Raw genomic sequence first — 25,168 nt, forward strand, 5'->3', positions numbered from 1 at the left:
ACATTACAGCGGCAGGCTCATGACCACCGCATCTTCGCGCTGGCCCTGGTCAGCCGGGTAGTAGCGTTTGCGTTCGCCCACCCGGCGGAAACCGTGCGTCTGGTAGATGTGCTGGGCCCGCAGGTTGCTGGCGCGCACCTCCAGCCACAGCCACTGCGCGCCCCGGCCGCGCGACCACAGGGCCAGCGCATCCAGCAGCACGCGGGCCCAGCCCTGGCGCTGGAACTCGGGGGCAACGGTGATGTTGAGCAGGTGCACCTCATCCACCCCCATCATGGCCACGAAGTATCCGAGCAGGTGGTCTCCGGCCATCAGCACCTGGGCCTGGTACCCGGAGGCCATGGCATCGGTGAAGTTGCCCCGTGTCCAGGGGTGGGAATACGCACGCTGCTCCACCGCCAGGACAGCATCCAGCTGTGCCAGCGTGAGCGCTTCGAAGCGGGCTTGCGGCCGTGTGGCCAGCGGGGCGTTGGCGGACGTGGGGAGGGCGCTCATGCAATGTCTCAGGGGTTGGCGACCGGCGCCTGGGCGCGCAGGGCAGCGCGTTCTGCCGTGGTCTGTGCCACTTTATCGCGGATATAGCGGGGCAGTGCATCGCTGGCAGGCATGCCGCCGCCAGCAGCCAGCAGGGCGGGCGCCAGGCGCAGCAGTGCGGTGGCGCTGGGCAGTGCCACCACGTGGGGCGCTGCAGGGGCCAGCCGGTGGCCGTAGGGTGCGCGTGCGTTGCCCGCCACCGTCCATCCGGCGGGGGGCAACACCGTCTCAGGCGCGCCCAGCCCGAAATCGGCATCGGTCTGCCAGACATGATCGCTACCCCGCAACTCGCACCGGGCGTGGTAGACCTCGTCCATGCGTGCATCCAGCACGGCCACCACCTGCGTGCAGCCGGTTTGATGGCGCGCCTCTTCGGCCACGGCGAGCAGGGTGTCCACCGGCAGCACCGGCACCCCCTGGCCCCCGCGCGCGCCAAACGCCAGGCCCTGCGCCACTGCACACGCGGTACGCAGGCCGGTGAACGAGCCCGGGCCGCGCCCGAACACGATGGCGTCCAGCGTGTCGAACGACAGACCCGCCAGCGCCAGCAGGCGGCGCACCTCGGGGATCAGCGTGGCCGAAGCCTGGGCCCCGCCCGGGCCCGTGTGCTGCACCACGGCGTCGCCATGTTGCACGGCGATGGAGAGTGTGTCGGTGCTGGTGTCGAAGGCAAGCAGGTTCATGGGGCAGAGGACGATGGTTGCGGGGACGGTACGGCTGGTGCGGCAGATCCAGCGGGGCGAGGGCCCTGGCTTTTGCGCAGCACGCCCAGCAGGATTCCGGCGGTCACCAGCAGCAGCCCGGCAAACAGGTTCCAGTACATCGGCTCATCCAGAAACACCACCGCACCAATGGCCGAAAGCCCGGGTACCAGTGCCGTGATCATGGTGGACTTCACGGGACCAAAGTGCTGGATCATGCGCGTGAAGCTGATGCCCGAGATCACCACCGAGCCGCCGCCCTGGAACACCATCTGAAAGACGATCTCGCTCCAGGGGGCGATGGACAGGTGGCTGGTCACTGCACCCAGCGCCACCAGCAGCGCATAGCCGGGCACATACACCAGGCAGGCGAAGGCGGTAATCGCGATGGTGGCCTGCACGGCATCCACTGCGTGGCGCCGGGCCAGCACGCTGTAGGTGGCCCAGCACGACGCGGCCAGCATGAAGAGTACGTCGCCCTTCCACACATCGCCGCCTGAAAACGCAGCCAGCAGGCTGCGCCCCCCTACCAGCAGGTCGCCCGCCACGATGAGCGCCAGCCCGGCGGCACGCAGCGGGGTGATGTGGTCGCGCAGCACCACGGCGGCCAACAGCGCTGTCCACAGCGGCAGGCTGCCGGGCATGAGCACGGCGGCATGGGTGGCCGGGGCGTGAAAGAAGCCCGCATACGCCAGCAGTGCGTAAAGCAGACCGCCAAAGGTGCCCAGCAGCGCGGTGGTGCGCAGCGGCAACGGGGAGATGCCAAAGAGGCTGGAAGCCGGTGCCTGAGCGCCTTGGGAGGCCTGGCGCCGCCGCACCATCCACCACCCCCACGGCACCAGCACCAGGCTGGCGCCGGTGATGCGCAGCAGGGCAATATCGAAAGGGGTGAGCGTGCGCTGGGCCGAGGCGCGGGCGATGACGATGAAGCCCGTCCAGATGATGACGGTGACAACAGCCGCCAGCAGGCCGATGGCGCGGGGAGAAAAACGCATCGGGGGATTATCGGTGCCTGCCCCGGGCTGTGCAGGCTGCGGGTTGGACGGGGGCCGGGTGGCGGGGCGGACGATAGACTTCCGCCATGTTGCCTTTTCCTGATTTCTGGCGCCAGCTCCTGCGGTGCGGCGTCTGCGGTATCTCTGCAATGGCCGCCGCCATCACACTCCCCGCCGCGGCCCAAACCGCCACCGCCACCGCTGCTTCCGGCCCGCTGCCCGCTGAAGTGGAAGCAGCACTCGCGCGCGCCAGGCTGCCGCGCGATGCGCTGTCGGTGCTTGTGGTCGACGCCCAAGGCGGGCGCGCGTCCCCGCGCCTTGCGCACCGGGCGCAGGTGCCCGTCAACCCTGCGTCCGTGATGAAGCTGGTGACCACCTATGCCGCCCTTGAACAACTGGGCCCTGCATACGTGTGGAATACGCCGGTGTACCTGCAGGGCACGGTGCAGGAGGGCAGCCTGCGCGGCAATGTCTACATCCAGGGCCAGGGGGACCCGAAGCTGGTCATGGAGCGCCTGTGGCTGCTGATGCGGCGCCTGCAGGGCCAGGGCATCCAGGTGATCGTGGGCGACATCGTGCTCGACCGGTCGGCTTTTGACGTGCCCGAACACGACCCGGCCCGTTTTGACGGCGAGCCCCTGCGCCCCTACAACGCCGCGCCCGATGCGCTGCTTCTCAACTACAAGTCGTCGGTGATGACCTTTGTGCCCGATGCCGCAGCGGGGCTGGCACGCATCCAGTACGACCCGCCGCTGGCGGGTGTGCAGCGCCAGGCCACGGTGGCTCTGGCGGCGCCGGGCACCGAGTGTGGCGACTGGCGGGGTGGGCTGCGTGCCGAGCTGGGCGACCCGGTGAAGGTGGCCTTTCAGGGTGTCTATCCGGCGGCCTGCGGGGAGCGGGCATGGCCCGTGGCCGCTGCCGACCCCCGCGCGTTTGCAGTGCGGGCGGTGGAAGGCATGTGGCGTGAGCTGGGCGGCAAGCTCACCGGCAGCGTGCGCGATGGGAAGGTGCCAGCGGGCCTCAAGCCTGCGTTTGTGGTCACCTCGCCAGCGCTGGCCGAGGTGGTGCGCGACGTGAACAAATACAGTAACAACGTGATGGCGCAGCATGTGTTCCTGAGCCTTGCGCTGCAAAAAAACGGGGTCGCCACCTTTGACGGTGCCCGCGAGGCCCTGCGCCAGTGGTGGGTGGCCCGCATGGGCGATGCGGAGCTGCCCCTGGCCGACAACGGTGCGGGGCTGAGCCGCGACGCGCGCATCACGGCACAGGCGCTAGCCCGCATGCTGCAGGTGGCCTGGGCGTCCCCGGTGATGCCGGAGCTGGTGGCCTCGCTGCCCATAGCGGGGGTGGATGGCACCCTTCGCCGCAGCCAGAGCCGTGCGGGTACCGCTCACCTCAAGACGGGCAGCCTGCGCGATGTGATGGCCGTGGCGGGCTACGTGCACGGAGCCAGCGGGCGCCGGTACGTGCTGGTCGCCGTGGTCAATCACGCCAATGCGGGTGGCGCCCGGCCCGTGCTGGATGCTCTGACCGACTGGGCAGCCCGCGACCAGTGAAAATCCAGGCCCACCCTGCCGCGCAGCGAGCGTTCGACCGTCACCACCCATGCAAATCTCTGACCTGATCGGCTATCTGGCCGCCGCCCTCACGACCTGCAGCTTCGTGCCACAGGCGCTGCACACGTTTCGCACGCGGGATGTGAGCGGCATTTCGCTGGGCATGTACAGCGTGTTCACGGTCGGCATTGCGCTGTGGCTGGTGTATGGCCTCGCGCTGTCGGCCTGGCCCATCGTGGTGGCCAACGCCATCACGCTGGTGCTGGCGGGCACCATCCTGGGCATGAAGCTGGCGTACGGAGCACGCAAACGCCATTGAAGGCTGGCGGCCAATCGCTGTCACCTAGGTGTCTGCGGTGGGGTGTGGCCCGCGTTATCCCCAATGGATGCTGCAGTGCAGGTGCGCGCACGATGCGGCGTTGTTTCTTGCACTGAGGTATCCATCCATGAACTATTTCCGTCTTACCTGTGTCGCCGCTGCTGCGGCAATGCTCGTCGCCTGCGGCGGCTCCGACGACCCGGACCGCGGTGAGCTGGTCGACCCTGCGGTCGTTCTCACCACCCTCACCGCAGCGCAAATTGACGCGGGCACCGCCAGCAGTGGTCTGCAAGCCATCAGCGGCAAGGCCAAATGCGATGTGAAGGTCGTTGCGCTCAATTACGCCACGGTGGGCGCCAAAGCCGGAGAAAACACGAACGCCTCCGGCGTGATGCTGGTGCCCGCAGGCAGCTGCACCACAGCGGCGCCCCTGGTGGCCTATGCCAAGGGCACCGACGTGCAAAAGCTGCGCACCCTGGCCAACCCCCAGGACAGCGAGACCTTTCTCCTCGCTGCCATGTATGCGGCCCAAGGCTATGCGGTGGTAGCCACCGACTACCTGGGATTTGCCAAATCGGGCTACGGCTACCACCCCTACCTGCACGCTGATTCGGAAGCCACCACCGTCATCGACTCGGTGCGTGCGGCCCGCAACGCCGCAGGAGCGGTGGGCGCCAATCTTTCCGGCAAGGTCATGTTCACGGGCTACTCGCAAGGCGGGCACTCGTCCATGGCGGCCCACCGTGCCGCTGAGCGCGACTACGGCACCGAATTCAACGTGGTTGCGGGCGCTCACCTCGCGGGCCCCTACAACCTCTCAGGTTCCCTGCGCATTCCCGACGCCATTGCCGGGGTGCAGTTCTTCGTACCCTACCTGGTAACAGCTTGGCAGAAGGTCTATGGCAACGTCTACACCGACGTCAAGCAGGTTTTCAAGGCCCCGTATTCGGGCTATATCGAAAACCTGCTGCCCAGCCCCACGCTGAACTACACCACCCTGGTCACGTCCGGCACTTTGCCCGGCGGGACTCCCAACCAGGCCCGTGACGCACTGTTCCAGCCCGAGTTCATCCAGGGCTCACAGACCAGCACCACCCACCCCCTGTATCTGGCCGCCAAGAAGAACGACCTGCTGGGCTGGAACCCCAAGGCGCGCGTGTTGCTGTGCGGTGGTGCTGGTGATCCCACCGTTCCGCCGGCGGTGCACCAGCAGGTGATGAAGGCCGACTTCGACAGCCGCGGCCTCACCAATGTGACGTCGGTGGACGTCGATGCCGCCATCCAGGCCACCTTCGGGCCGGGTGGCCAGGCCCCGACCGACCCGACATCGGCAGCGTTTGCAACCTACTATGGCGCCTACCACGGCACCTACGAGCCTCCGTTCTGCCATGCACAGGCCCGCGCACTGTTCGATGCGGTGAAATAAGCGCCTGAAGCACTCAAAAAAGGGCGACTCCGGTCGCCCTTTCTGCTTTCTGTTGAGTGCCTGCTTGTTGTCGAGGTTGCCGCGCCCCGATGCCCATAGGGCTTAAGGCGCCGTCATTGCGTGGCATCCACGATGACACCCCCGCCCAGGCACACCTCACCGTCATACAGCACCGCGCTCTGACCGGGGGTGACCGCCCACTGCGCCTGCGGAAAATCCAAACGAAAACCCACGCCATCGGCGCTGACCACGGTGCAGGCGGCATCCTGCTGGCGGTAGCGGGTCTTGGCTGCGTACGCGCCCGGCAGCGGCGCCTGACCAGAGCACCAGCTCGCGTCCTGAGCATCCAGCTGGTGGGACAGCAGCCAAGGGTGGTCATGCCCCTGCACCACACGAAGGGTGTTTTTCTCCAGATCCTTGCGGGCCACAAACCAGGGCGCATGGTCGCCAGCACCGCGCTGCGCGCCCTTCTCTTTCACACCGCCGATGCCCAGGCCCTGGCGCTGGCCCAGGGTGTAGAAGCTCAGACCCACATGCCGGCCCAGCGTGCGCCCCCGGTCATCCTGAATGGGGCCGGGCGCGTGGCTGATGTAGCGGTTGAGGAATTCGCGAAACGGCCGCTCGCCAATGAAGCAGATGCCGGTCGAATCCTTCTTCTTCGCGTTGGGCAGGCCGATCTCCTCGGCAATGCGGCGCACCTCGGTCTTGTGCAGCTCCCCCACGGGGAACAGCGTTTTGGCCAGCTGCGCCTGGTTCAGGCGGTGCAAGAAGTAGCTCTGGTCTTTCGAGGGGTCGAGCCCCTTGAGCAGTTCGAACAGGCCCGTGGCCGCGTTCTGCCGCACACGGGCATAGTGGCCCGTGGCAATCTTCTCGGCGCCCAGGCGCATGGCGTGGTCCAGAAAGGCCTTGAACTTGATCTCGGCATTGCACAGCACATCGGGGTTGGGCGTGCGCCCGGCCTGGTACTCGCGCAGGAACTCGGCAAACACGCGGTCCTTGTACTCGGCGGCGAAGTTGACGTGCTCGATCTCGATGCCGATCACATCGGCCACGGCGGCGGCGTCCACGAAATCGACGTTCGACGAGCAGTATTCGCTGTCGTCATCGTCTTCCCAGTTCTTCATGAAGATGCCGACCACCTCGTGGCCCTGTTGCTTCAATAGGTGGGCGGTGACGGCGGAATCCACCCCGCCCGAGAGGCCCACGACAACGCGTTGCTTTTTCATGGGCAGGATTATCCGGCTATCGCTGTACGAATGGGGAGCAGAGCGCTATTGTAAAAATAGCTTTTAACGCATTCTGGTATTGGGCTGGAGGCTGTTTTTATGCCAAATAGCACAACAACTTTCCCCCATGCTTGCGATGGTTCTGCGGCGACAGGCTCCAGAGGGCGTCTTGCCAGGACAATCAAGGCAGCCGCACCCACACCAAGGACGACGATGGCATTGCCCGATGGTTTGTACGACCTGCTATTGACAGAGGGCCTGGCCCGATCTCTCGCTGAGCTGGACCCGTCCCGGGCCAATGTGTCGGCGATAAAGGGCGGAGCGGCCGATCTCCTGATCGACGCTATCACGCGCCAGCTCGCGACCCTCCTTGGCGACATGTCCGGCGACGATGCAGACAAAGTCAAAGCGCAACTGGAACTGGTCAACGGGCTGCTGGTGATGCTGCGGCAGCGCCTCGCGGGTGGCGATGGCGCGGTGGGCACCGGTCCATCCGCGGATGTCATTGACCTGATTGCCTCTCCGTTGCGGGTCCTTCGAGCGGTCCAGCGTGACCAGCAGTTTCCGGCGTCGCCGGAGATCGGTCTGGCGGTTCCCTGGCTCTTTACCGCCGGCAAGGGTTCACCTTCGTTGCTGCAGGAAATCCGCCGTGAGCTGGCATCCAGCGACCAGGTGGATATTCTGGTCAGCTTCATCACCGTCTCCGGCGTGCGCAAGTTGCAGGACGTGTTGCAGCAGATCACGGCCATGGGCGCGCAACCAACAGGGCAGGCGCCACGCAAGACCCGCCTGCGCATCCTCACCACCACCTACACCGGCGCGACCGAGGCGCGTGCGCTGGACGAGCTGGCGCGCCTGCCTGGGTGCGAAGTGCGCGTGTCGCTCGATGGCCGGCGCACCCGTCTGCATGCCAAGGCCTGGCTGTTCCAGCGCAAGAGCGGCTTCGGTTCGGCGTATGTGGGCAGTGCCAACCTTTCGGGTGCGGCGCTGACCGGCGGGCTGGAGTGGACCGTCAAACTGACCCAGCGTGCGCAAGAGGCCCTGTTTGCCCGAGCCGTGGCCCATTTCGAGACGCTATGGGCGGACAGCGAGTTTCAGCGCTACGACCCGGGCAACGTTGAACACCGGCAAGCCCTGGCGGCAGCGCTGGGCCGCGAGTCGTTTGGCGGCGAACCCTCGACCACCAGCAGCTTTTTTGACCTCCAGCCCAAGACGTATCAGCAGGAGATGCTGGAGCAGCTGGCCACCGAGCGTGCCCATGGCCGTAGCCGCAACCTCTTGGTGGCGGCCACGGGTACCGGCAAGACGGTGGTCGCGGCGTTCGACTACCGCAACACCTGCCGCAGGCAAGGCGGGCGCCCGCGCCTTCTGTTTGTTGCCCATCGCGAGGAAATCCTGCGCCAGGCCCTGCGCACCTACCGTGAAGTGTTGCGCGCCCCTGATTTCGGTGAGCTGCTCACCGGGAGCCACCAACCCGAGCGCTGGGATCACCTGTTTGCCACCATCGACAGCCTGACCAGCCGCAATCTTGTGGCCACCGTGGGTGCCGATCACTGGCACACGGTGGTGGTGGACGAATGCCACCGCTTGGCTGCTGACCGGTTTGATACTTTTGCCAAAGCAGTTCGCCCCAGCGTGTTGCTTGGGCTGACAGCCACGCCTGAGCGCAGCGACGGCCAACCCATCGCGCAGTATTTCGATGCACGGCCAGACGGCAGCCCGGCGGTCGAGCTGCGGTTGTGGCATGCGCTGGACCTGCAACTGTTGGCGCCGTTTGAGTACTACGCCTGCGACGATGCCACCGACTTCTCGGAAGTGCCTTGGGACCGGCCGGGGGAACGGGAGGCGGTGGACAACCTGGTCACGGGCAACGACGTGCGCGCCCGACTCGTCATCAATGAATGGCGCCGCTTGGCGTCTGACGCAAGGCAGTCGCGGGCCATCGTTTTCTGTGTGTCGGTGGCCCACGCCGAATTCATGACCGATTGGCTCAATCGCGCGGGGCTTCCTGCCGCTTGTGTGGTCGGTGCAACGGCCAGCGAAGAGCGGCGCCGGGCGCCGCAGCGCCTGCTGAGCGGCGAGTTGTGCGCGTTGGTGACGGTCGATCTCTATAACGAAGGCATTGACCTGCCGATGGTGGATACGCTGTTGTTGCTGCGGCCCACGCAAAGCCCGGTGCTGTTTCAGCAGCAGATTGGCCGCGGCCTGCGTCTGGCGCCCGGCAAGGAAAGCTGTCTGGTGCTCGATTTTGTCGGTCAGCACCGCACGGAGTTTCGGTTTGACCGTCTGTTGTCCAGTCTGACCGGCTTGTCTCGCCGCGAGCTGACGGACGGTGTGGAGAACGGCTTCGGCAGTTTGCCGCCCGGCTGTCATATTCATCTGCAGCGCCAGACGCGCGAGCAGGTGCTGCAAGGATTGCGGGCCTTGATATCGCAGAACTGGCGGCGCCTGAAAACCGAGCTGCAGGCCTACGCCGCCTTGCGTGGCCGGTCTGCGGTGCAGTTGGCCGATTTTCTGCACGACCAGGCATTGGAACTGGAAGACGTCTACCGCGCTGCCACCGGCCAAGGCCGCAGTGGTTGGACGGCACTGAAGCGCGATGCAGGCCTGATGGTGGCAGAGCCAGGTCCGGAGGAGGACTACTTCAGCCGCCGCTTTGGCGACCTGCTGCATGTGGACGATCCACGTCGGCTCGACGTGATGACCGCAGTCGGTGTGCCCCAAGAAGACGCACCGGCGTTGCAGGCAGAAGAAGCGTTGGCGGTGCAGATGCTGGCCTACCAGATTGACGGACGCCATGACCAAGCCGCCGGGCACGAGGCTTTTATGGAGCGCATGGTGCAGCATCCCGCCATTGCGGCCGAGTTGGTGGAGTTGTCTGCTCTGCTGCAGGCCCGCAGCACCTTGGGCGCGCATCCGGTGCCCGGTCTCGAAGACACGCCCTTGTGCCTGCACGCTGCGTATGGTGTGCGCGAAATACTCACCGCCGTGGGCTGGCTGACAGCGTCGCGCCGCGTACCGTTCCAGGCCGGTACTTTGTCGCTGCTCAGCCGCAAAACCGAGCTGCTTTTTGTCACGCTCGACAAGAGCGAGGGGTACCACGACCGCATCGCGTACCACGACTATGCGATCAGCGCGGAGCGATTCCATTGGCAAAGCCAGAACAGCGCTGGCCCGGATACGCCAGGTGGCCGGCGATACCTCGAAAGCGCGACCAATGGCTGGCAGTTCCAGCTCTTCGTGCGGCCGCGCAAAGGCGAGGCTTACCGTGCCTGTGGCCCTGTCACGCTGGAGTCGGCAGAGGGTGACCGACCGATGAGCATCGTCTGGCGGCTTGACACGCCGCTGCCGGCGCGGCTGTTCAGAGAGTTCAGTGTGCTGCGCGGGGTGTAGCGCTGGTCGGCACGACCCGCCGTGCCGGTGCGGTTTACGATGCGCTTCCAGGAGACAACCCCATGCTCAAGAAAACCCTGTGGGGCCTGCTGGCCCTGCTTGTGCTGCTGGCGACCGCTGTGGCCATCAACACCGTGCGCAAAGGCTCGCGCCAGTTGCCGGTGGAGCCGCTTGCGCCCGTGGCCGTGGATGCGACGGCTGTGGCCGCGCGCCTGGCCGAGGCGGTGCGCCTGCAGACCCTTTCCTCGCGCGACGACGCGCAGCTCAGTGCCGACCAGTTCAAGGCCCTGCACGCCTTGCTGCAGGAGCGCTTTCCGCGCGTGCATGCCACCCTGCAGCGCGAGGTGGTGGGCGACCTGAGCCTGCTCTACACCTGGAAGGGCGCCGACCAGCAGGCCCGGCCCATCCTGCTGATGGCGCACCAGGACGTGGTGCCCGTGGCGCCCGGGACCGAGGGCGACTGGGAGGTGCCGCCGTTTGCCGGGGAGGTGAAAGACGGCTTCATCTGGGGCCGTGGCTCGTGGGACGACAAGGGCAACCTGCTTTCGCAAATGGAGGCCGTCGAGATGCTGCTGGCCAGCGGCTACCAGCCGCCGCGCACCATTTACCTGGCCTACGGCGCTGACGAGGAGGTGGGTGGTGCGCGCGGTGCCCAGCAGATTGCCGCGCTGCTGCAACAGCGCGGCGTGCGGCTCGACTTTGTGCTTGACGAGGGGCTGCTGGTGCTCGAAGGGGTGATGCCCGGCATTGCCAAGCCCACGGCGCTCATCGGCGTGGCCGAGAAGGGCTACATGTCGGTGGTGCTCAAGGTGTCGGCCACGCCGGGCCATTCGTCCATGCCGCCGCCCAAGGGCACCAGCGCCATTGCCATGATGAGTGCGGCGCTCGCGCGCCTGGAGGACAAACAGTTGCCGGCCGGCATCCGGGGCGTGGCGTTTGAAATGTTCGACACCCTGGCGCCCGAGATGAGCGGCTTTGCGCGCGTGGCACTGTCCAACCTGTGGTTGTTCGGCCCCGTGGTGCAAAAGCAGCTGGAAGGCGCGGCCAGCACCAACGCCATGCTGCGCACCACCACGGCGCTGACCATCGTCAACGCGGGCAACAAAGAGAACGTGCTGCCCGGCCGCGCCGAGGCCACGGTGAACTTCCGCATCCTGCCGGGCGACACCAAAGAGGGCGTGCTGGCGCATGTGCACAGCCATGTGGCCGATGCGGCGCCGGGCGGCAAATTCGAACTGGTGGCGCTGCCCGGGGCGGTGGATGCGTCCAAGGTGGCGCCCACCGATTCGGCGCAATACCGGGTGTTGAACCAGACCATCCGCGAGGTGTTCCCCGACGCGCTGGTGGCCCCGGGGCTGATGGTGGCGGGCACGGACTCCATCCACTACGGCGCCATCAGCGACCACATCTTCAAGTTTTCGCCCATCCGCGCGAACGCAGAGGATCTCAAGCGCTTCCACGGCACCAACGAGCGGCTGAGCGTGGCCAACTACCAGGACGCCATCCGCTTCTACCACCGGCTCATTCCGCAGGTGGCGGTGCTGCCGGCGCAGTGATGTTCAGTCGGCCGGGCTGGTGACGCTCACATCCGTGTGCACCAGATGCAGCGGAAACCGCTGCCCCGCCAGATGATCCTCCAGGCAGCGCAGCAGCAAGGGGCTGCGGTGGCGTTCGGGGCAGGCGCGGATTTCGTCGGGCGTGAGCCACAGGGTGCGCACGATGCCCGCGTCCAGGCTGCGCCAGTCATGGTGCGTGCCCAGCGTGCCTGCAAAGGCAAACCGCAGGTAGGTGATGTCGTCGCCGGTGCGCGTCTTGGTAAAGCGGTTGAGGTACACACCGATCAGCGCCGTGGGTTCGAAGTCGTGCGCGGTTTCTTCCAGCACCTCGCGGGCGCAGGCCTGGATGGGCGACTCGCCAGGGTCCAGGTGGCCGGCCGGGTTGTTGAGCTTGAGGCCATCGGTGGTTTCTTCCTCGACCAGCAGAAAGCGGCCATCGCGCTCGATGAGGGCGGCCACGGTGACGTTGGGTTTCCAGCGGTGGGGCATGGCGCGCATTATGACGAGGGCGGGTGACACGAGGGATGTCGGCTATTGGCAAGAAAGCCACGCAGCGACCCGTCCGTGGCCGTGCTGCCACCGACCGCAGGGAGTTATGCCGGCCATCCCCGTTCCTACAGCGTGCGCGCCATGTACACGGCGCCTTCGCCGTAGCTGGCGAGGCGGGCCTGCTGGGTGGCGTCTGGCAGGGGCTGCACCGCATAGCCGTGCCGCTCCCAGTACACCTGCGAGCCCTGCACCGACACCAGCGACGTTTGCTGCAGGCCGCTGGACCGGGCCTGCTCCCACAGCGGCTGAAGCAGGGCGCGGGCAAGGCCCTGGCCCGCATGGGCAGGCAATACCGCCATGTCGTGCAGGTACAGCGTGTCGGGCTGGGCCGCGGCCTCGAAGTCGCCATGCAGCGGGGTGACCTTGCCGCGCACGCTGCGGTAGGCCGCCAGGTAGGCACACACGCTGCCATCCTGCTCCAGCACCAGCGAGCAATTGGCGGGGCTGGCCAGGCGGCGCGCAAACACCTCGACACTTTCCACAAACCCCTCGCCATAGCAGGCCAACTGCACGGCCAGCAGGTCGGCCAGATCGCTCAGCGCCAGCGGGCGCACCACTGCAGACATGGAAACGTAGCGACCGATCAGTGCGGCAGCACGGGCGCCTGCACGAAGTCGTCCAGCGACAGGCCCTTTTCTTTGAGCAGCGCCTCCAGCACCGGTTGCAGGCGGCCCAGGCTTTCCTGCACGGCCTCGCGCACGGTGTCCACCACCACCTGGGTGCTGCGCTCGATTTCGATGTTCAGGCGGTCGCCCACCTTCTTGGCTTCAAACACAGTGGCGCGGCGGGTCTCGGGGATCATCCAGATCTCGAACCAGCCCTCCTGCCGGTTCACCTCGGCCACAGTCAGGCTGGCGCCGTGGATGGCGATGTAGCCCTTGGCAAAGATGTAGCGGCGAAACGCCTCGGGCACGGCCACGCGCCACACCAGGTTGTTGTCGAACTCGCGCCGCTCGATGAGCGTGCCGGTGAAGTCCACATGGCCCGACAGCGGGTGGCCGCCGATCTCGGCACCGTCCTTGGCCGCGCGCTCCACGTTCACACGGTCGCCCTCGCCGTAGCTGCCCAGCGTGGTGATGTTCAGGCTCTGCAGCATCACATCGAAGTTGGCCTGCGTGGGCGACAGGATCTCGGTGACCGTGAGGCACACGCCATCGGTGGCCACGCTGGCGCCAATGGCCAGGTCCTGGCAGAAGCCCTCGGGGAAGTCGAGCGTGAAGGTGCGCAGGCCTGCGCGGTCGTGGATGGCAGCAATGCCTGCCGTGGCTTGGACGATGCCTGTGAACATGGTGGCGCGGCTTGTGGAGCGTTGGAACGGGAACCGGGAATTTTGCCACCCGGCCCCCGCCGCGCGCTGGCGCCGGGTTACTTGGCTTGCAGCAGCCCGCCCACTTCCAGCAGCACCAGCTCGTTGTCATCCGCCTTGTTGGGGTCGCGGCTGCTGCTGAAGGGCAGGTTGTTGTCGTTGCCCACCACGATGTGGGTGCCGTCCACGATGTCCACGTTCTCGATGGTGAAGAACGGGAAGGTCAACACGCCGTTGTTCAGCGGCTTCCTGGCCAGGCGCTTGGGGTCCTGGATGTTCATGAGGTCGATGTAGCCCACCTTGCGGATTTCGCCGCCCACGTTGGCGTCGCTCATTTCGACCTTGTAGACGCGCTTGAACCTGGCCAGGTCGTGGAAGCAGTCTGTGCGCTTTTGGTCTGCAGGACATGCCTTGTCGGCCGTGCCTTCGCCGTTGTCGCGCTCGATGATCAAACCGGTGGTCTGATCGATCATGTTGAAGTCGCCGATGGCGTGGTGGTTGGCCTCCATCACATACTTCCAGTGGCGGCCGGTCCATTGTTCGCTTTTCACGTCGAACTCCAGCACGCGCAGGTACTGCTTGCCGCCCACGTTTTCATACGCTTTGGCGTCCTCGTTCCACAGCGCGCCTTCCAGCATCGCATACAGCTTGCTGCCGTCCTTGGACGCTGCCATGCCTTCGTAACCCTTGGAGCGCTTGACCGCGAACGGTGTGGGTTTGGCATCGGGCGCGCCGGGCATCAACACGCCGGGGGCGTCGGGCGAGCGCACCACCTTGCCGTCCACCTGGGTTTCGAACACGGCCAGCACCTTGCCGTTCAGGTCGGCCTTGATCAGGAAGGGGCCAAACTCTTCGCCGATCCACAGCGCGCCCCCGGCGAACTGGAAGCTTTCGGGGTCAAAGTCGGCGCCCGTCAGGTAGCGCTTGTCGGTGCCTTCGTGGGTGATGCGAAACGGCACCTTCTTGTCGGGGTCGTGCAGGAACACCGTGTTCTTGCGCTGGAACTGGCCGCTTTGGAAGTCCACGGTGTAGTGGCTCAGGTGCAGCATGAAGTCGGGCGAGTTGGCCTTGCTGCCGGCCCCGTTGTCGGTCAGCAGCCAGAAGCTGCCATCGGCCATGCGCTTGATGCCCGAGTGGCCCTGCACAGGCTGCCCCTGGAAAGGCAGCGCAACACCGGTGTTGCGCCCACCCGAGAGACCGGGTACCGAACCCACGGCGTCCACACGGCGGGGCGTGGTGAACTTGCCCGCCACCCGCAGATCCGGCGGTGCGTCCTGGGGTGCGGCGATCATGGTGAGGGCGGGCAGCAGGGCGTGGCCTGACAACGTGGCCGGGTAGGCCTGTTGGGCGATGGCTGCGGGGCTGGTGGCGGTGCACGCCAGCAAGGCGCAGGCGGCAAGGGCAGAGAGTCGGGACATGGTGGTGGATGACGGCAGATGGAAAGCCGCCACGATGCCGATGCTGCGTGACGCTGCCATGACGCAACTCTCACCGCGACTCTGACGCCCACGCGGCGCGGCGTCGTCACGCGCGCGGGCGCGGTGGTGCCCGTCAGGCCGATGCTGCCACCAGCCCCGCCCCATGCCCGCGCGTGAAGGCCTCTTCAAACACCGAGTAGCCCGACCAGTCGCTGTGCGCAAACGCCAGCCGCGCTGTGGCGGGGGTGGGTATCCAGGCAGCTTGCTCACCATTTGATAGCTGTTTGCGCTTGCCGGATAAGCGCTGGAGGCCAATTTGGCTTAAAAAACTCTGCGTACCCTGCACCGGGATGGACATGGCATGCCCGTAGCGGGTGATGTCCACGCGCGTGGCGCGCTGGCGCAGGTCGGGGTGCGGCACGGCCAGGGCGGTCAACGCCGCGTCGGCCCACTGTTGCCAGGGCGCTGTGGCCAGTTGCTGGCGAGCATCGGGCACATCGCCCAGCGCCTGGTAGTAGCTGAGCACCGTGGGCCCGGCAATGGCGGCGCCCACGTCCAGCCGCTGGTGCCCGGCGTTCACGTAGCCCAGGCCGCCTGCGGTGGGGTCGGCGTAGAGCACGTTGTCCCATGCAGGCGCTGCGCCGGGGCGGTCGGTCAGCGGGCTGTCGATGTGGATGTTGGCCACCAGCCAGGGCGCCCACTGCAGGCGCTGCGCGGCGGCGGCGAGGAACGCGGGCGGGCTCTGCACCACCCGCGCCGCCACAAACACCGGCAGCGCCACGATGCAGCGCGGCGCCTGCCAGCGTTCCACGCTGCCAGTGGCGTGGTTGAAGGCGTCCACGTGCACGCCATGGCGGCTTTCGGTGATGCGCAGCACGCTGGTGGCGGTGCGCAACTGCCCCCCGGTGCGCAGTGGTTCGGCCAGCCGGTGCGTGATCCAGCCGTTGCCCTCGGGCCAGGTCAGCACGCTCTCGCGCGCTTCGTCCACCGCATCGCCGGGCGCGTGAAAGCCGTGGCGACTGGCAAAGTAGTGGATGCCCGCCCAGGCCGATACCCGGTCGGTGCCCGCGCCGTAGTCGTCGCGGCAGCAGTAGTTCAGGTACCACAGCAGGTGCTCGTCGTCCAAGCCTTCTTGCGCCAGCCAAACACTGAAAGTGATAGCGTCCAGCGCTTGATGGGCGGGCGCCAGCGGCTGTTTTGTGCCCCAAAGCTTGAGTGCGGGCATGGCAAACCGCGCGGCCTTCGACTCACGCTCTACCGCCAGGGCAAAGCGCCGGTACTGCGCCAGTGTGGCCTCACCCACGCCCTGCACGGGGAGCAGGCCTTCCTGCCACTCGCCGTCAAAAAACAGCCGTTCCTGGGGGCTGTGGCACAGGTGGCGTTCGTCGTACTGCCAGCGCCCGGCCACCCGGCGGCGCAGACCCAGTTCTTCCAGCAGGTCCTGCACCTCGCGAGCATCGTCGCCAGGCACGGGCAGGTAGTGCGCGCCCAGCGGGCAGGCAATGCCGCTGACCACGCCGCCGCGGCTGTTGCCCCCGGCGGTGTCTTCCAGCTCCAGCAGTGCAAAGTCGTTCACCCCCGCCAGCCGCAACGACCGTGCCGCAGCGAGCCCCGCCACTCCACCGCCCGCGATGATGACCGGCGCGCGGCGCACCACGGTGGGCGCCGGCAAGTTGCCGGTTTGGAGCCAATCACGCAACTGGTGGCCGCGCGCCATGTCGATGCCGGTGAAGCGGCCCTGCAGCGCGCGCGGTGCGCGCTCGCAGCCTGGCAGCAGCACGCCCATGGCGGCCGAGGCGGCAGCGGTGGCGAGAAAATGGCGGCGTTGCATGGCGTGGAGTGTCTTTTTTAAAGGGATCTGCAGTCAATCATCCAACACCGTGGGGGCTGAGTGCCTTGAACCACCCACCACCGTTCGGGCTGAGCTTGTCGAAGCCTTGCGCCGCGCTTCGACAAGCTCAGCGTGAACGGATTGTTGGATTTCCGGGCGTTGGCATTCGGCCGCGTCCTTCATACGCTCGCTGATAACGGCGACACACAGCGGCTCAGGGAGGCTTCTCAGTGTTTCCCCCATTCCCGTTCGTAGGTGTGCACCAGCGCCTGGTTCGACAGCCGGTTCACCTCGGCAGGCACGCGCGCCATGTCGAGCGGAAAGTCAAAGAGCAGCGGCAACGTGTCGGCACTCAGAAACCGGAGGTCTGCGGGCAGCGCATCAGGCAAGCGCCAGGGCCTGCGGCTGGCGATGATGAAACCCCATTCGCCAAAACTGGGCACGTGCGCGTGGTAGGGCGCTGCCCGCAGGCCCACGGATTCGATCGTCTGCGCCACTGTCCAGTAACTCTGGCGCGCGACCAGTGGCGAAGTGGTCTGCACCACCGCATAGCCGCTGGCGGCCAGGCGCTTGTCCAGCAGCGCATAAAAGCTGTTGGTGTAGAGCTTGCCGATCGAGAAGTTGGTCGGGTCGGGGAAGTCCACCACGATCACATCAAACATGTCCTGGCCTTCCTGCAGCCAGCCAAACGCGTCGGTGTTGACGATCTTCACCTTGGGGTTTTGCAGGGCATGGCCGTTGAGCCGCGCGAGCGTGGGGTTCTCGCTGAAGATCGTCGTCATCGCCGGGTCCAGCTCCACCAGCGTCACGGATTCGACCGAGGGGTACTTCAATATCTCGCGCACCGCCATGCCGTCGCCGCCGCCCAGTACTGCCACCTTCTTTGGCGCGCCGTGGGCCGCCATCGCGGGGTGGACCAGCGCCTCGTGGTAACGGTACTCGTCGGCCTGCGCAAACTGCAGGTTGCCGTTCAGGTACAGCCGGTGCCCCGCACGCCCCTGCGTGACCACAATCCGCTGGTAGGGCGACGCGGTGCTGAACACGATGCGGTCCTGGTAAAACTTGTCTTCGGCAAAACTCGTGATGTGCTCGGCGCCCGCCAGGGCTGCAAGAAGAATGCCCAGCACCATCACACAGGCCGCCACATGCGCCTTCACGCGCCGCAGCTCGTGCCGAAACAGCCACACCGCCCACACCGCCACGGCCGCGTTCATCACGCCAAACAGCAGCCCCGTGCGGATGAGCCCCAGGTGCGGCACCAGCAGCAGCGGAAACGCCATCGACACCGCCAGCGCGCCCAGGTAGTCAAACGTGAGCACCTGCGAGACCAGGTCCTTGAGCGCCACGTTGCGCTTCAAGATGCGCATGACCAGCGGGATCTCCAGCCCCACCAGCGTGCCCACCATCAGCACCATGCCGTACAGCAGAAACCGGAAGGCGCCGGGCGTGTACGCATTGGCCAGAAACAGCGTGGCCGGCAGCAGCCCGCCAATCAACGCCACCAGCAGCTCGATGCGCAGAAAGTGCGCGGGCAGTTGCCGCTCAAAATACCGAGACAGCCACGAGCCCACGCCCATGGCAAACAGGTAGGTGCCGATGATGGTGCTGAACTGCAGCACCGAGTCGCCCAGCACATAGGAAGCCAGCGCGCCCGCCGCCAGCTCGTACAGCAGGCCGCACGCGGCCACCACGAAAACGCTGATGAGCAGGGCGACTTCGATGGGGCGGGGACCGGTAGGGGCGTCGTTGTCCTTCATGGATGGGCGCATGCCATGACCGCGGCCGCGGCCATGCGGCGCAGCCGCTCAGGGGGTTGCTGCATCAGTGAATTGCCGCCGCCACGATGATGCTGATCCCCAGGCACATCGCGGCCACCACCATGGCCAGGGCCTGGTTCTGCTTTTCTACGATTTCGCGCCACAGGTCGGCGGGGGTGATCTTGTCGATAATGACAAAGCACACCCAGAAGATGACCACGCCGATCAGCGCATACAGCATGGACCCGAGGAAGGCTGCGGGCCGGAGCCATTCGATTCCCATCATGGTGTGATCTCCTTGAAAACGTTGGTGTACATGGATGCACGCTACTTGTGGCTGCCGCCGGACGAGTAGCCGCCGAAAGAGCCGCCCGAGCTGCGGTAGCCGCTGCCCGACGAGCCGGAGCAATTGCTCAGGATGATGAGCAGGATGAGGATGACCACAGCGATCAGGATGATGGTGGCACAGCCCACACCCTTGGCGGCCACAAAGGGGCCGGGGTCGTCGCGCTGGAGCACGTCTTTTTTGTCCTGGAGCTTGAAGGCCTGAACCACGGTGTCGCTGGCCAGTTTGTCGCCGCTTGACCAGGTGACCTCGTTCGGGGTCTGCTCCATCGACAGCAGGCCTTTGGCGCTGGCAAAGTCGCGGTTGCTGGTTTTCTGCCCGCGCGTGACCTGCCAGTAGAACTCGCCCAGCACGTAGGTGGTTTCCGCCTCGTAGTGGTACTTGAGGTCGTATTGGGTGCCCAGGTAGGTGGCGCTGCGCCCGTTGGCGGCCATCTGCGGTGCGCCGGTGGTGGGGCGCACCATGCTCCAGCCTTCTTCCGAATCGACCAGGAAGGCAAAGCCGCGCTTCTGGTTGTAGAGCAGGTATTCGCTCCAGCCAAAGTGTTCGTCATCGCCCGGTTCCACACCCATGCGGTGCTGAAAGCCCACCACCTGCCAGTGCACGCCCTGCAACTGGCCCTTGGCCCCGAGCGGAATGATGGGGCGCACGGGCTCGTCCTGCTCGGCCGAGCGCAGCTCTCCGCCCACGCCACTGCTGAGGTCGATGATGCTGGCGCACGAGCCGCAGGTGAGGCTTTTGGTGGTGGCCAGTTGCACCTGCACCGGCGCGCCGCAGTGCGGGCAGTTGAACTGGCGGCCTTTCTCGTCCTTGGCCGATTCGTCTTTCAGGCCCTGGAGCTGCAGGTCGTCCAGCAGCACGGCCTTGCCGCGCTCCACGCCGGGCGGGGTGTGGCTGTAGTCGATGCTGACCACCTCGCCATCGCTGCTGCGCAGCTCCACCATGCCGAACGGCTGGCCCAGCGGCGGCAGCTTGGGCAGCTCGCCCTGGGCCGAGATGAGTTGCGCCTGGCCCGTGTAGGCCACGCTGTAGGGCTTGCCGTTGATGGCGGTGGTGGTGCCGATGCGAAAGCGCGCGGCTTCGGGCAGTTCGCGCCCGGGGTCGATGGGCCGGGTGAAGACGTAGGCGCCGTTGTCCTCGCCCAGCGTGGCCATGCTGCCGTCTTGCAGAAAAGCCACCCATTCGGTCCACACGCCTGCATCGCTCTTGTATTGCAGGCGGCCAATTAGCGAGAAGGGCAGGTCTTTGCCATCGAGCTGGATGCGCCCGCTGGCCATGAGCTGCAGCGGGCTGTGGTCGTCAAACAGCTCGGCCATCTTGCCCAGGCGCGTGAGCACCTCGCCGCTGCGCACGACGGTGCTCTGGCAGTAGCCGCAGACGGCGTGGGTGCTCTGCGCGCTGCGGAATTCAACCGGCGCGCCGCAGCCCGGGCAGGGCGCCCGGTAAGTACGCTGGGTGGGGTCGGTGGCCATCGGGCGGGGGCTGCCTGCACCGTTCAGCACGGTCGGTTTGAAGCCAAATTGGCCTCTGGCGCTTATCCCTCAAGCGCAAGCAGCTATTGTTTTTATAGTGACCGGGTTCAGACCAGCTTCTTGAGCAGTTCGGCCTTCTTGGCGTCGAACTCTTCCTGCGTGAGGATGCCTTTGGACTTGAGCTCGCCCAGCTTCTCCAGCGTGGCCATCACGTCCTCGGGCTTCACGCCCACCGGGGCCGCCGCGGCCTGGGCGGCCGCTGCCGCTGCGGGTGCCACGGGGGTCTGCAGGCCTTGTGCCAGGTTCTGCGCCAGCACCTGGCCCAGCGCCACACCCGCGCCCAGGCCCATCGCATCGCCCGCAATACCGCTGCCGCCACCGCCCGCGCCGCCTTCGGCGAACTTGGGAATGGCCTGCGCCGTCTGGTATTGCATGAACTTGGCCATGTCGTTGCCGACCATGCCCATGCCGATCTTCTGGTCGAGGATCTTCTGCAGTTCTTCGGGCAGCGAGACGTTCTGCACCGTCAGGCTCTCGATGACCAGGCCAATCTTGGCAAAGTGCGGGGTGAGTTCCTTGGCAAGCGCCTCGGCAAACATCACCTGGTTGGCGGCCAGGTCGAGGAAGGGCAGGCCGCTGCCCGCAATGGCATTGCTGATGTTCTGCAGCACCATGCCGCGCAGCTGGCCTTCGAGATCGGCCACGGGGTAGCTGTCGCGCGTGCCCGAGATTTCGGTGTGGAACAGCTTGGGGTCGGCGATGCGGTAGGCGTAGTTGCCAAACGCACGCAGGCGCACCGCGCCAAAGTCCTTGTCGCGGATGGTGATGGGCTGGGGTGTGCCCCATTTCTGGTCGATCTGCTGGCGCGTGCTGAAGAAGTACACGTCGCTCTTGAAGGGCGACTGGAACAGCTTGTCCCAGTTCTTCAGGTAGGTCAGCACCGGCAGGGTCTGCGTGGTCAGCTTGTAGGTGCCGGGGCCGAACACGTCGGCCACCTGGCCTTCGTTGACGAACACCGCCATTTGCGACTCGCGCACCACCAGCGTGCCGCCGTTCTGGATTTCCATCCCCGCCATCGGATAGCGCCAGGCCAGGGTGCCATCGCCGTCCTCGGTCCACTCCAGGATGTCGATGAACTGTTTCTTGATGAAGTCCATGAGGGCCATGCGGTGCTCCCGTTGGTAGTAAGGGGTTGGGCAAAAGAGCGGCCATCATAGCAACGAGGGCATGGCGCACCCCGGCAAAATTTGGGCGCATTGTGTGAACTGTTTCACGCATGCGGCACGGCGTATCTGCATGGGCGGCTGCGGCGCCTTTTGATAGCTGCTATCTGCGGATTAGTGAGTATCAATTGGCTATTTCTATTGAGAATCACTATCATTTCAACAGCCCTTCCCGCCACGGCAGGGAGGTTGAGAAGAAAAGGAATACGCCATGTCCCACATCCGCCGCGCCGCCCGCCAGAACAAAACGATGCTGATGAAAACCGGCAGCTACTACATCATCCACATCTGTGTGGCGGCACTGGTCGCTTATGCCGTCACTGGCAACCTGTGGGCTTCGCTCACGCTCAGCCTGCTCGAACCCACGGTGCAGGCCGTGGCCTTCTTCTTCCATGAAAAAGCCTGGGACCGCGCAGCGCGCCGTGCCTCCGGCCGCAATGCCCCGCAGGCGGCGTGAATCTTTTTGCCGTCAAGGAGAACACCATGTTCACGATTCCACTGCACAGCCGCACGGCGACGGGGCTGGCCTTTCAGCGCTGGCTGGTCCGGCGCCTAGCAGGGCTTGCGCCGACTGCCTGACGCACTGCCCCTGCCGCAAAAACAGCAATGCCCAGCATGCGGGGCATTGACTCGTTGGTTGGCTCCGGGGCGGGCCGAATCAAACTTTGATGTTCAGCAGCGAGCCCATCATGTCGTCCTGCGTCTTGATGGTCTGCAGGTTGGCCTTGAAGGCGTAGGTGGCCGACATCTGCTCCACCGCTTCTTTCTCCAGCGCCACCGCTTCGGCCTCTTGCTGGCGCTGCACCGTGGCACGCACGCCCGCGCTGTCGGCAGCCGCTTCCTGCTGCACTACCTGGCGGCGGTAGCTGGGCGTGTTCATGTTGGCCACGTTGTTGGCCGAGGCATCCAGCCGCAACTGCGCGGCCTGCAGGCCAGAGCTGCCAATCGAAGAGATGTTTGCCATGTGTGCCCCACAAAAAATGCGCCGAAAGAGCTGGCATTGTCTGCCTGCGCTGCGGCGCGGACAAGCCATCAACCATGCGCCTGCAGCAGGCATTGCGCAAACGCCTGCGCCGCGCGCGGCGGCTGGGGCGACTTGCGCAGCACGCTCACAAACTGGCAGCGGTAGTGGAACTGTGCGGGCAGCACCGCCTGCATGAGCCCCTGCCGCTCGAAGCTTTCGGCGTAGTGGTCGGGTAAAAAGCCCAGGTAGCGGCCTGACAGGATCAGCGTGGCAATCGACTCCTGGTCGAAGCCCGTGGCCTTGCGCGGCAGGCGGGTGCTGTGGCTCAGCTCCATGTTGGGCGAGTGGTAGCCCAGGCCTGCAAACTGGTAGGCGCGCAGCGATTCCCAGGTGAGCGCAGCATGGTCGGTGCCATACAGCGGGTGGCGCGCGCCGCAGTACAGCAGCATGGTTTCGGTGAACAGATCGGCATAGACCAGGCTTTGCGAAGTGCGGTGCGCCGGGATGATGCCCACATGGAAACTGCCGTCGATGAGCCCGCGCTCGATGGCCGGGATGGACGCCACGTGCATCTGCAGGCTGACTTCGGGCGCCTGGCTGGCAAAGAGCGCAATCGCATCGCCAATGTGCGCGGCCGGGTTGCTGGCCGTCTTGTCGAACACCGCCACCTCCAGCCGCCCGCCCATGCGCCGGTGGATGTCGTCGATGCTGCTGCGAAAGGCGTCCACGGCCGACAGCAGGCGCAGGGTTTCGTCATACACCCGCTGGCCCTCGGCCGTGAGCGCGAAGCCCGCGCGGCCCCGGCGGCACAGGGTGAGGCCCAGGCGGGTTTCCAGGTCTTTCATGTGGCGGCTGACGGTGCTGGTGCCGATGTTCAGCTCCAGCTCGGCGGCCGACATGCCGCCGCACTCCACCACGGCCTTGAACACCTGCAAGAGGCGCAGGTCCATGTCGCTGAGCTGGCCAAGCACGGCGCGGTGTTTGGGGGAAGGGTGGGGCGAAGGTGTTTTTACTTGCATAAACCGTCAAGTAAACATTGATATTGGAGTATTGGAGAGATTAACAGGCAGCGCAACAATGGCCGACGCCCTGCCCCTGCCTGCGGGGGCTGCCCGCCTTTGCCCCCGTCTTTGCACTGGAGAACCCCATGAGCTTCGTCAACATCGAAAAACCCGCCGCTGGCGCCGAAGGCCCCCGCATGGACGCCGAATGGCTGGACGCGCACTGGATGCCCTACACGGCCAACCGCCAGTTCAAGGCCAACCCGCGCATGATCGTGGAGGGCAGCGGCGCCTACTACACCGACGCGGACGGTCGCAAGATTTTTGATGGCCTCTCGGGCCTGTGGTGCGCGGGCCTGGGCCATGGCCGCCGCGAAATCGCCGAGGCCATTGGCAAGCAGGCGATGAAGCTCGATTACGCGCCCGCCTTCCAGTTCGGCCACCCCCTGTCATTCGAGCTGGCCAACCGAATCAAGGAACTGACGCCTGCGGGGCTGGACTATGTGTTCTTCACCGGTTCGGGCTCCGAGTCGGCCGACACCTCCCTGAAGATGGCGCGCGCTTACTGGCGCGCCAAGGGCCAGGGCACCAAGACGCGCCTGATTGGCCGCGAAAAGGGCTACCACGGCGTGAACTTTGGCGGTATCTCGGTGGGCGGCATCGTGGCCAACCGCAAGCTGTTTGGCCAAGGTGTGGAGGCCGACCACCTGCCCCACACCCAGCCGCCCGCAGGCTCGTTCCACAAAGGCATGCCTCCCACCGGCAAAGAGCTGGCCGACCGCCTGCTGGACGTGATTGCGCTGCACGATGCCAGCAACATCGCCGCGGTGATCGTCGAGCCCTTCTCGGGCTCGGCCGGTGTGGTGATCCCGCCCGTGGGCTACCTGCAGCGCCTGCGCGAAATCTGCACGCAGAACAACATCCTGCTGATTTTTGACGAGGTGATCAGCGGTTTTGGCCGCAGCGGCGCCTGGACGGGTGCCGAGGCCTTTGGCGTGACGCCCGACATCCTGAACTTTGCCAAGCAGGTCACCAACGGCGCGCAGCCGCTGGGCGGCGTGGTGGCCACCAAGGAGATCTACGACACGTTCATGGCCGCAGGCGGCCCTGAATACATGCTCGAATTCCCGCACGGCTACACCTACTCGGCCCACCCCGTGGCCTGCGCGGCGGGCATTGCGGCGCTCGACATCCTGCAAAAGGAAGACATGATCGGCCGCGTGAAGGTGCTGGCGCCGTACTTTGAGCAGGCTGTGCACAGCCTGAAGGGCGCCAAGCATGTGCTGGACATCCGCAACTTCGGTCTGGCTGCGGGCTTCACCATTGCACCGGTGCCAGGCGAACCTGCCAAGCGCCCGTACGAGATCGCGATGAACTGCTGGAAGAAGGGCTTTTACGTGCGCTACGGCGGCGACACCATCCAGCTGGCGCCGCCGTTCGTCAGCACGCAGGCCGAAATCGACCGCCTGATCAACGCGCTGGGCGACGCCCTGGCCGAAACCGCTTGAGCAACCTTGCTCACCAGTTACTCATTTATTAATAGCTGCTAGCGCTTATTGGATAAGAGCTAGAGTCACTTTTTATTCATATTTTTG

The 25,168-nt window shown here is 65.9% G+C and carries 22 protein-coding genes; 7 read left to right on the forward strand and 15 right to left on the reverse strand.

Features of this window, described 5'->3' with window-relative positions:
* Positions 1–3 precede the first annotated feature (3 nt).
* Genes rimI through KYG_RS01250 form a run of 3 tightly spaced genes read right to left on the reverse strand, consistent with a single transcriptional unit; the run spans position 4 to position 2,230 of the window.
* Positions 4–495 (reverse strand): ribosomal protein S18-alanine N-acetyltransferase, encoded by a 492-nt coding sequence (rimI, locus tag KYG_RS01240; RefSeq protein ID WP_008902980.1) that lies wholly within the window; start codon positions 493–495, stop codon positions 4–6.
* 8 nt (positions 496–503) lie between these two features.
* Positions 504–1,217 (reverse strand): tRNA (adenosine(37)-N6)-threonylcarbamoyltransferase complex dimerization subunit type 1 TsaB, encoded by a 714-nt coding sequence (gene tsaB, locus KYG_RS01245; RefSeq protein ID WP_008902981.1) that lies wholly within the window; start codon positions 1,215–1,217, stop codon positions 504–506.
* Positions 1,214–2,230: a DMT family transporter gene (locus KYG_RS01250; RefSeq protein WP_008902982.1), complete on the reverse strand. Its 1,017-nt coding sequence runs from the start codon at positions 2,228–2,230 to the stop codon at positions 1,214–1,216. The genes tsaB and KYG_RS01250 overlap by 4 nt, the downstream gene beginning before the upstream one ends.
* An 86-nt stretch (positions 2,231–2,316) precedes the next feature.
* On the opposite strand from KYG_RS01250, the gene dacB reads away from it, so the two are divergent.
* From dacB to KYG_RS01265, 3 genes are all read left to right on the forward strand, one after another.
* On the forward strand, positions 2,317–3,786 hold the full coding sequence (dacB, locus tag KYG_RS01255; RefSeq protein ID WP_008902983.1) for a D-alanyl-D-alanine carboxypeptidase/D-alanyl-D-alanine-endopeptidase: 1,470 nt from the start codon (positions 2,317–2,319) through the stop codon (positions 3,784–3,786).
* Between the two features lie 49 nt (positions 3,787–3,835).
* Positions 3,836–4,105, forward strand: a complete 270-nt coding sequence (locus KYG_RS01260) for a SemiSWEET transporter (RefSeq protein WP_008902984.1) — start codon at positions 3,836–3,838, stop codon at positions 4,103–4,105.
* Between the two features lie 127 nt (positions 4,106–4,232).
* The gene (locus KYG_RS01265; protein ID WP_034692544.1) at positions 4,233–5,531 is read left to right on the forward strand and encodes a lipase family protein; all 1,299 of its coding nucleotides are present in this window, start codon (positions 4,233–4,235) and stop codon (positions 5,529–5,531) included.
* Between the two features lie 113 nt (positions 5,532–5,644).
* Here KYG_RS01265 and mnmA read toward each other — a convergent pair whose 3' ends face one another.
* Complete coding sequence (gene mnmA, locus KYG_RS01270; protein ID WP_008902986.1) at positions 5,645–6,757, reverse strand: tRNA 2-thiouridine(34) synthase MnmA; 1,113 nt, start codon at positions 6,755–6,757, stop codon at positions 5,645–5,647.
* A gap of 213 nt (positions 6,758–6,970) precedes the next feature.
* Between mnmA and KYG_RS01275 the strand changes: the two genes are divergently transcribed.
* Together KYG_RS01275 and KYG_RS01280 are read left to right on the forward strand one after the other, a co-directional pair.
* Positions 6,971–10,150, forward strand: coding sequence for a DUF3427 domain-containing protein (locus KYG_RS01275; protein ID WP_008902987.1), 3,180 nt, complete (start codon positions 6,971–6,973; stop codon positions 10,148–10,150).
* A gap of 62 nt (positions 10,151–10,212) precedes the next feature.
* Positions 10,213–11,706: a M20 family peptidase gene (locus KYG_RS01280; RefSeq protein ID WP_008902988.1), complete on the forward strand. Its 1,494-nt coding sequence runs from the start codon at positions 10,213–10,215 to the stop codon at positions 11,704–11,706.
* Between the two features lie 3 nt (positions 11,707–11,709).
* Here the strand turns inward: KYG_RS01280 and KYG_RS01285 are convergent, their stop codons facing one another.
* The 9 genes from KYG_RS01285 to KYG_RS01325 form a co-directional block, all read right to left on the reverse strand.
* Positions 11,710–12,195, reverse strand: coding sequence for an NUDIX hydrolase (locus KYG_RS01285; RefSeq protein ID WP_008902989.1), 486 nt, complete (start codon positions 12,193–12,195; stop codon positions 11,710–11,712).
* A gap of 125 nt (positions 12,196–12,320) precedes the next feature.
* A complete protein-coding gene (locus tag KYG_RS01290) occupies positions 12,321–12,821 on the reverse strand; it encodes a GNAT family N-acetyltransferase (protein WP_008902990.1) in 501 nt (166 codons plus the stop codon).
* Positions 12,822–12,838: 17 nt separating this feature from the next.
* Entirely contained in the window at positions 12,839–13,543 is a 705-nt protein-coding gene (locus tag KYG_RS01295) for a riboflavin synthase (RefSeq protein ID WP_008902991.1), read from the reverse strand.
* 77 nt (positions 13,544–13,620) lie between these two features.
* The gene (locus KYG_RS01300; RefSeq protein WP_034692574.1) at positions 13,621–14,979 is read right to left on the reverse strand and encodes an esterase-like activity of phytase family protein; all 1,359 of its coding nucleotides are present in this window, start codon (positions 14,977–14,979) and stop codon (positions 13,621–13,623) included.
* A 133-nt stretch (positions 14,980–15,112) separates the two neighbouring features.
* Entirely contained in the window at positions 15,113–16,810 is a 1,698-nt protein-coding gene (locus tag KYG_RS01305) for an NAD(P)-binding protein (protein ID WP_008902993.1), read from the reverse strand.
* A gap of 227 nt (positions 16,811–17,037) precedes the next feature.
* A complete protein-coding gene (locus KYG_RS01310; RefSeq protein WP_008902994.1) occupies positions 17,038–18,567 on the reverse strand; it encodes a polyamine aminopropyltransferase in 1,530 nt (509 codons plus the stop codon).
* Positions 18,568–18,631: 64 nt separating this feature from the next.
* Complete coding sequence (locus tag KYG_RS01315) at positions 18,632–18,853, reverse strand: DUF350 domain-containing protein (protein ID WP_034692548.1); 222 nt, start codon at positions 18,851–18,853, stop codon at positions 18,632–18,634.
* Between the two features lie 41 nt (positions 18,854–18,894).
* The gene (locus KYG_RS01320; RefSeq protein WP_008902996.1) at positions 18,895–20,385 is read right to left on the reverse strand and encodes a DUF4178 domain-containing protein; all 1,491 of its coding nucleotides are present in this window, start codon (positions 20,383–20,385) and stop codon (positions 18,895–18,897) included.
* A gap of 107 nt (positions 20,386–20,492) precedes the next feature.
* Positions 20,493–21,551 (reverse strand): SPFH domain-containing protein, encoded by a 1,059-nt coding sequence (locus tag KYG_RS01325; protein ID WP_008902997.1) that lies wholly within the window; start codon positions 21,549–21,551, stop codon positions 20,493–20,495.
* A gap of 268 nt (positions 21,552–21,819) precedes the next feature.
* Between KYG_RS01325 and KYG_RS01330 the strand changes: the two genes are divergently transcribed.
* Positions 21,820–22,065, forward strand: coding sequence for a DUF2061 domain-containing protein (locus KYG_RS01330; protein WP_008902998.1), 246 nt, complete (start codon positions 21,820–21,822; stop codon positions 22,063–22,065).
* Positions 22,066–22,266: 201 nt separating this feature from the next.
* Here the strand turns inward: KYG_RS01330 and KYG_RS01335 are convergent, their stop codons facing one another.
* Together KYG_RS01335 and KYG_RS01340 are read right to left on the reverse strand one after the other, a co-directional pair.
* Positions 22,267–22,572: a flagellar basal body rod protein FlgC gene (locus KYG_RS01335; protein ID WP_008902999.1), complete on the reverse strand. Its 306-nt coding sequence runs from the start codon at positions 22,570–22,572 to the stop codon at positions 22,267–22,269.
* 68 nt (positions 22,573–22,640) lie between these two features.
* Positions 22,641–23,591, reverse strand: a complete 951-nt coding sequence (locus KYG_RS01340) for a LysR family transcriptional regulator (RefSeq protein WP_192810305.1) — start codon at positions 23,589–23,591, stop codon at positions 22,641–22,643.
* 128 nt (positions 23,592–23,719) lie between these two features.
* Here KYG_RS01340 and KYG_RS01345 point away from each other — a divergent pair, with 128 nt between their 5' ends.
* Positions 23,720–25,081: an aspartate aminotransferase family protein gene (locus KYG_RS01345; protein WP_008903001.1), complete on the forward strand. Its 1,362-nt coding sequence runs from the start codon at positions 23,720–23,722 to the stop codon at positions 25,079–25,081.
* The last annotated feature ends 87 nt before the right edge of the window (positions 25,082–25,168 follow it).

Origin of the sequence: Acidovorax sp. NO-1 (assembly GCF_000238595.1) — a bacterium.
Lineage (GTDB): Bacteria > Pseudomonadota > Gammaproteobacteria > Burkholderiales > Burkholderiaceae_C > Acidovorax.

Bases quoted from the DNA above. Each gene is read 5' to 3' on its own strand.
- KYG_RS01330 (WP_008902998.1), top strand. From the start codon at position 21,820: ATGTCCCACATCCGCCGCGCCGCCCGCCAGAACAAAACGATGCTGATG.
- KYG_RS01290 (WP_008902990.1), bottom strand. From the start codon at position 12,821: ATGTCTGCAGTGGTGCGCCCGCTGGCGCTGAGCGATCTGGCCGACCTG.
- KYG_RS01285 (WP_008902989.1), bottom strand. From the start codon at position 12,195: ATGCCCCACCGCTGGAAACCCAACGTCACCGTGGCCGCCCTCATCGAG.
- KYG_RS01310 (WP_008902994.1), bottom strand. From the start codon at position 18,567: ATGAAGGACAACGACGCCCCTACCGGTCCCCGCCCCATCGAAGTCGCC.
- KYG_RS01295 (WP_008902991.1), bottom strand. From the start codon at position 13,543: ATGTTCACAGGCATCGTCCAAGCCACGGCAGGCATTGCTGCCATCCAC.
- rimI (WP_008902980.1), bottom strand. From the start codon at position 495: ATGAGCGCCCTCCCCACGTCCGCCAACGCCCCGCTGGCCACACGGCCG.
- dacB (WP_008902983.1), top strand. From the start codon at position 2,317: ATGTTGCCTTTTCCTGATTTCTGGCGCCAGCTCCTGCGGTGCGGCGTC.
- KYG_RS01265 (WP_034692544.1), top strand. From the start codon at position 4,233: ATGAACTATTTCCGTCTTACCTGTGTCGCCGCTGCTGCGGCAATGCTC.
- KYG_RS01320 (WP_008902996.1), bottom strand. From the start codon at position 20,385: ATGGCCACCGACCCCACCCAGCGTACTTACCGGGCGCCCTGCCCGGGC.
- KYG_RS01335 (WP_008902999.1), bottom strand. From the start codon at position 22,572: ATGGCAAACATCTCTTCGATTGGCAGCTCTGGCCTGCAGGCCGCGCAG.
- KYG_RS01260 (WP_008902984.1), top strand. From the start codon at position 3,836: ATGCAAATCTCTGACCTGATCGGCTATCTGGCCGCCGCCCTCACGACC.
- KYG_RS01275 (WP_008902987.1), top strand. From the start codon at position 6,971: ATGGCATTGCCCGATGGTTTGTACGACCTGCTATTGACAGAGGGCCTG.
- KYG_RS01250 (WP_008902982.1), bottom strand. From the start codon at position 2,230: ATGCGTTTTTCTCCCCGCGCCATCGGCCTGCTGGCGGCTGTTGTCACC.
- tsaB (WP_008902981.1), bottom strand. From the start codon at position 1,217: ATGAACCTGCTTGCCTTCGACACCAGCACCGACACACTCTCCATCGCC.
- KYG_RS01325 (WP_008902997.1), bottom strand. From the start codon at position 21,551: ATGGCCCTCATGGACTTCATCAAGAAACAGTTCATCGACATCCTGGAG.
- KYG_RS01340 (WP_192810305.1), bottom strand. From the start codon at position 23,591: ATGCAAGTAAAAACACCTTCGCCCCACCCTTCCCCCAAACACCGCGCC.
- KYG_RS01305 (WP_008902993.1), bottom strand. From the start codon at position 16,810: ATGCAACGCCGCCATTTTCTCGCCACCGCTGCCGCCTCGGCCGCCATG.
- KYG_RS01315 (WP_034692548.1), bottom strand. From the start codon at position 18,853: ATGATGGGAATCGAATGGCTCCGGCCCGCAGCCTTCCTCGGGTCCATG.
- KYG_RS01345 (WP_008903001.1), top strand. From the start codon at position 23,720: ATGAGCTTCGTCAACATCGAAAAACCCGCCGCTGGCGCCGAAGGCCCC.
- KYG_RS01300 (WP_034692574.1), bottom strand. From the start codon at position 14,979: ATGTCCCGACTCTCTGCCCTTGCCGCCTGCGCCTTGCTGGCGTGCACC.
- KYG_RS01280 (WP_008902988.1), top strand. From the start codon at position 10,213: ATGCTCAAGAAAACCCTGTGGGGCCTGCTGGCCCTGCTTGTGCTGCTG.
- mnmA (WP_008902986.1), bottom strand. From the start codon at position 6,757: ATGAAAAAGCAACGCGTTGTCGTGGGCCTCTCGGGCGGGGTGGATTCC.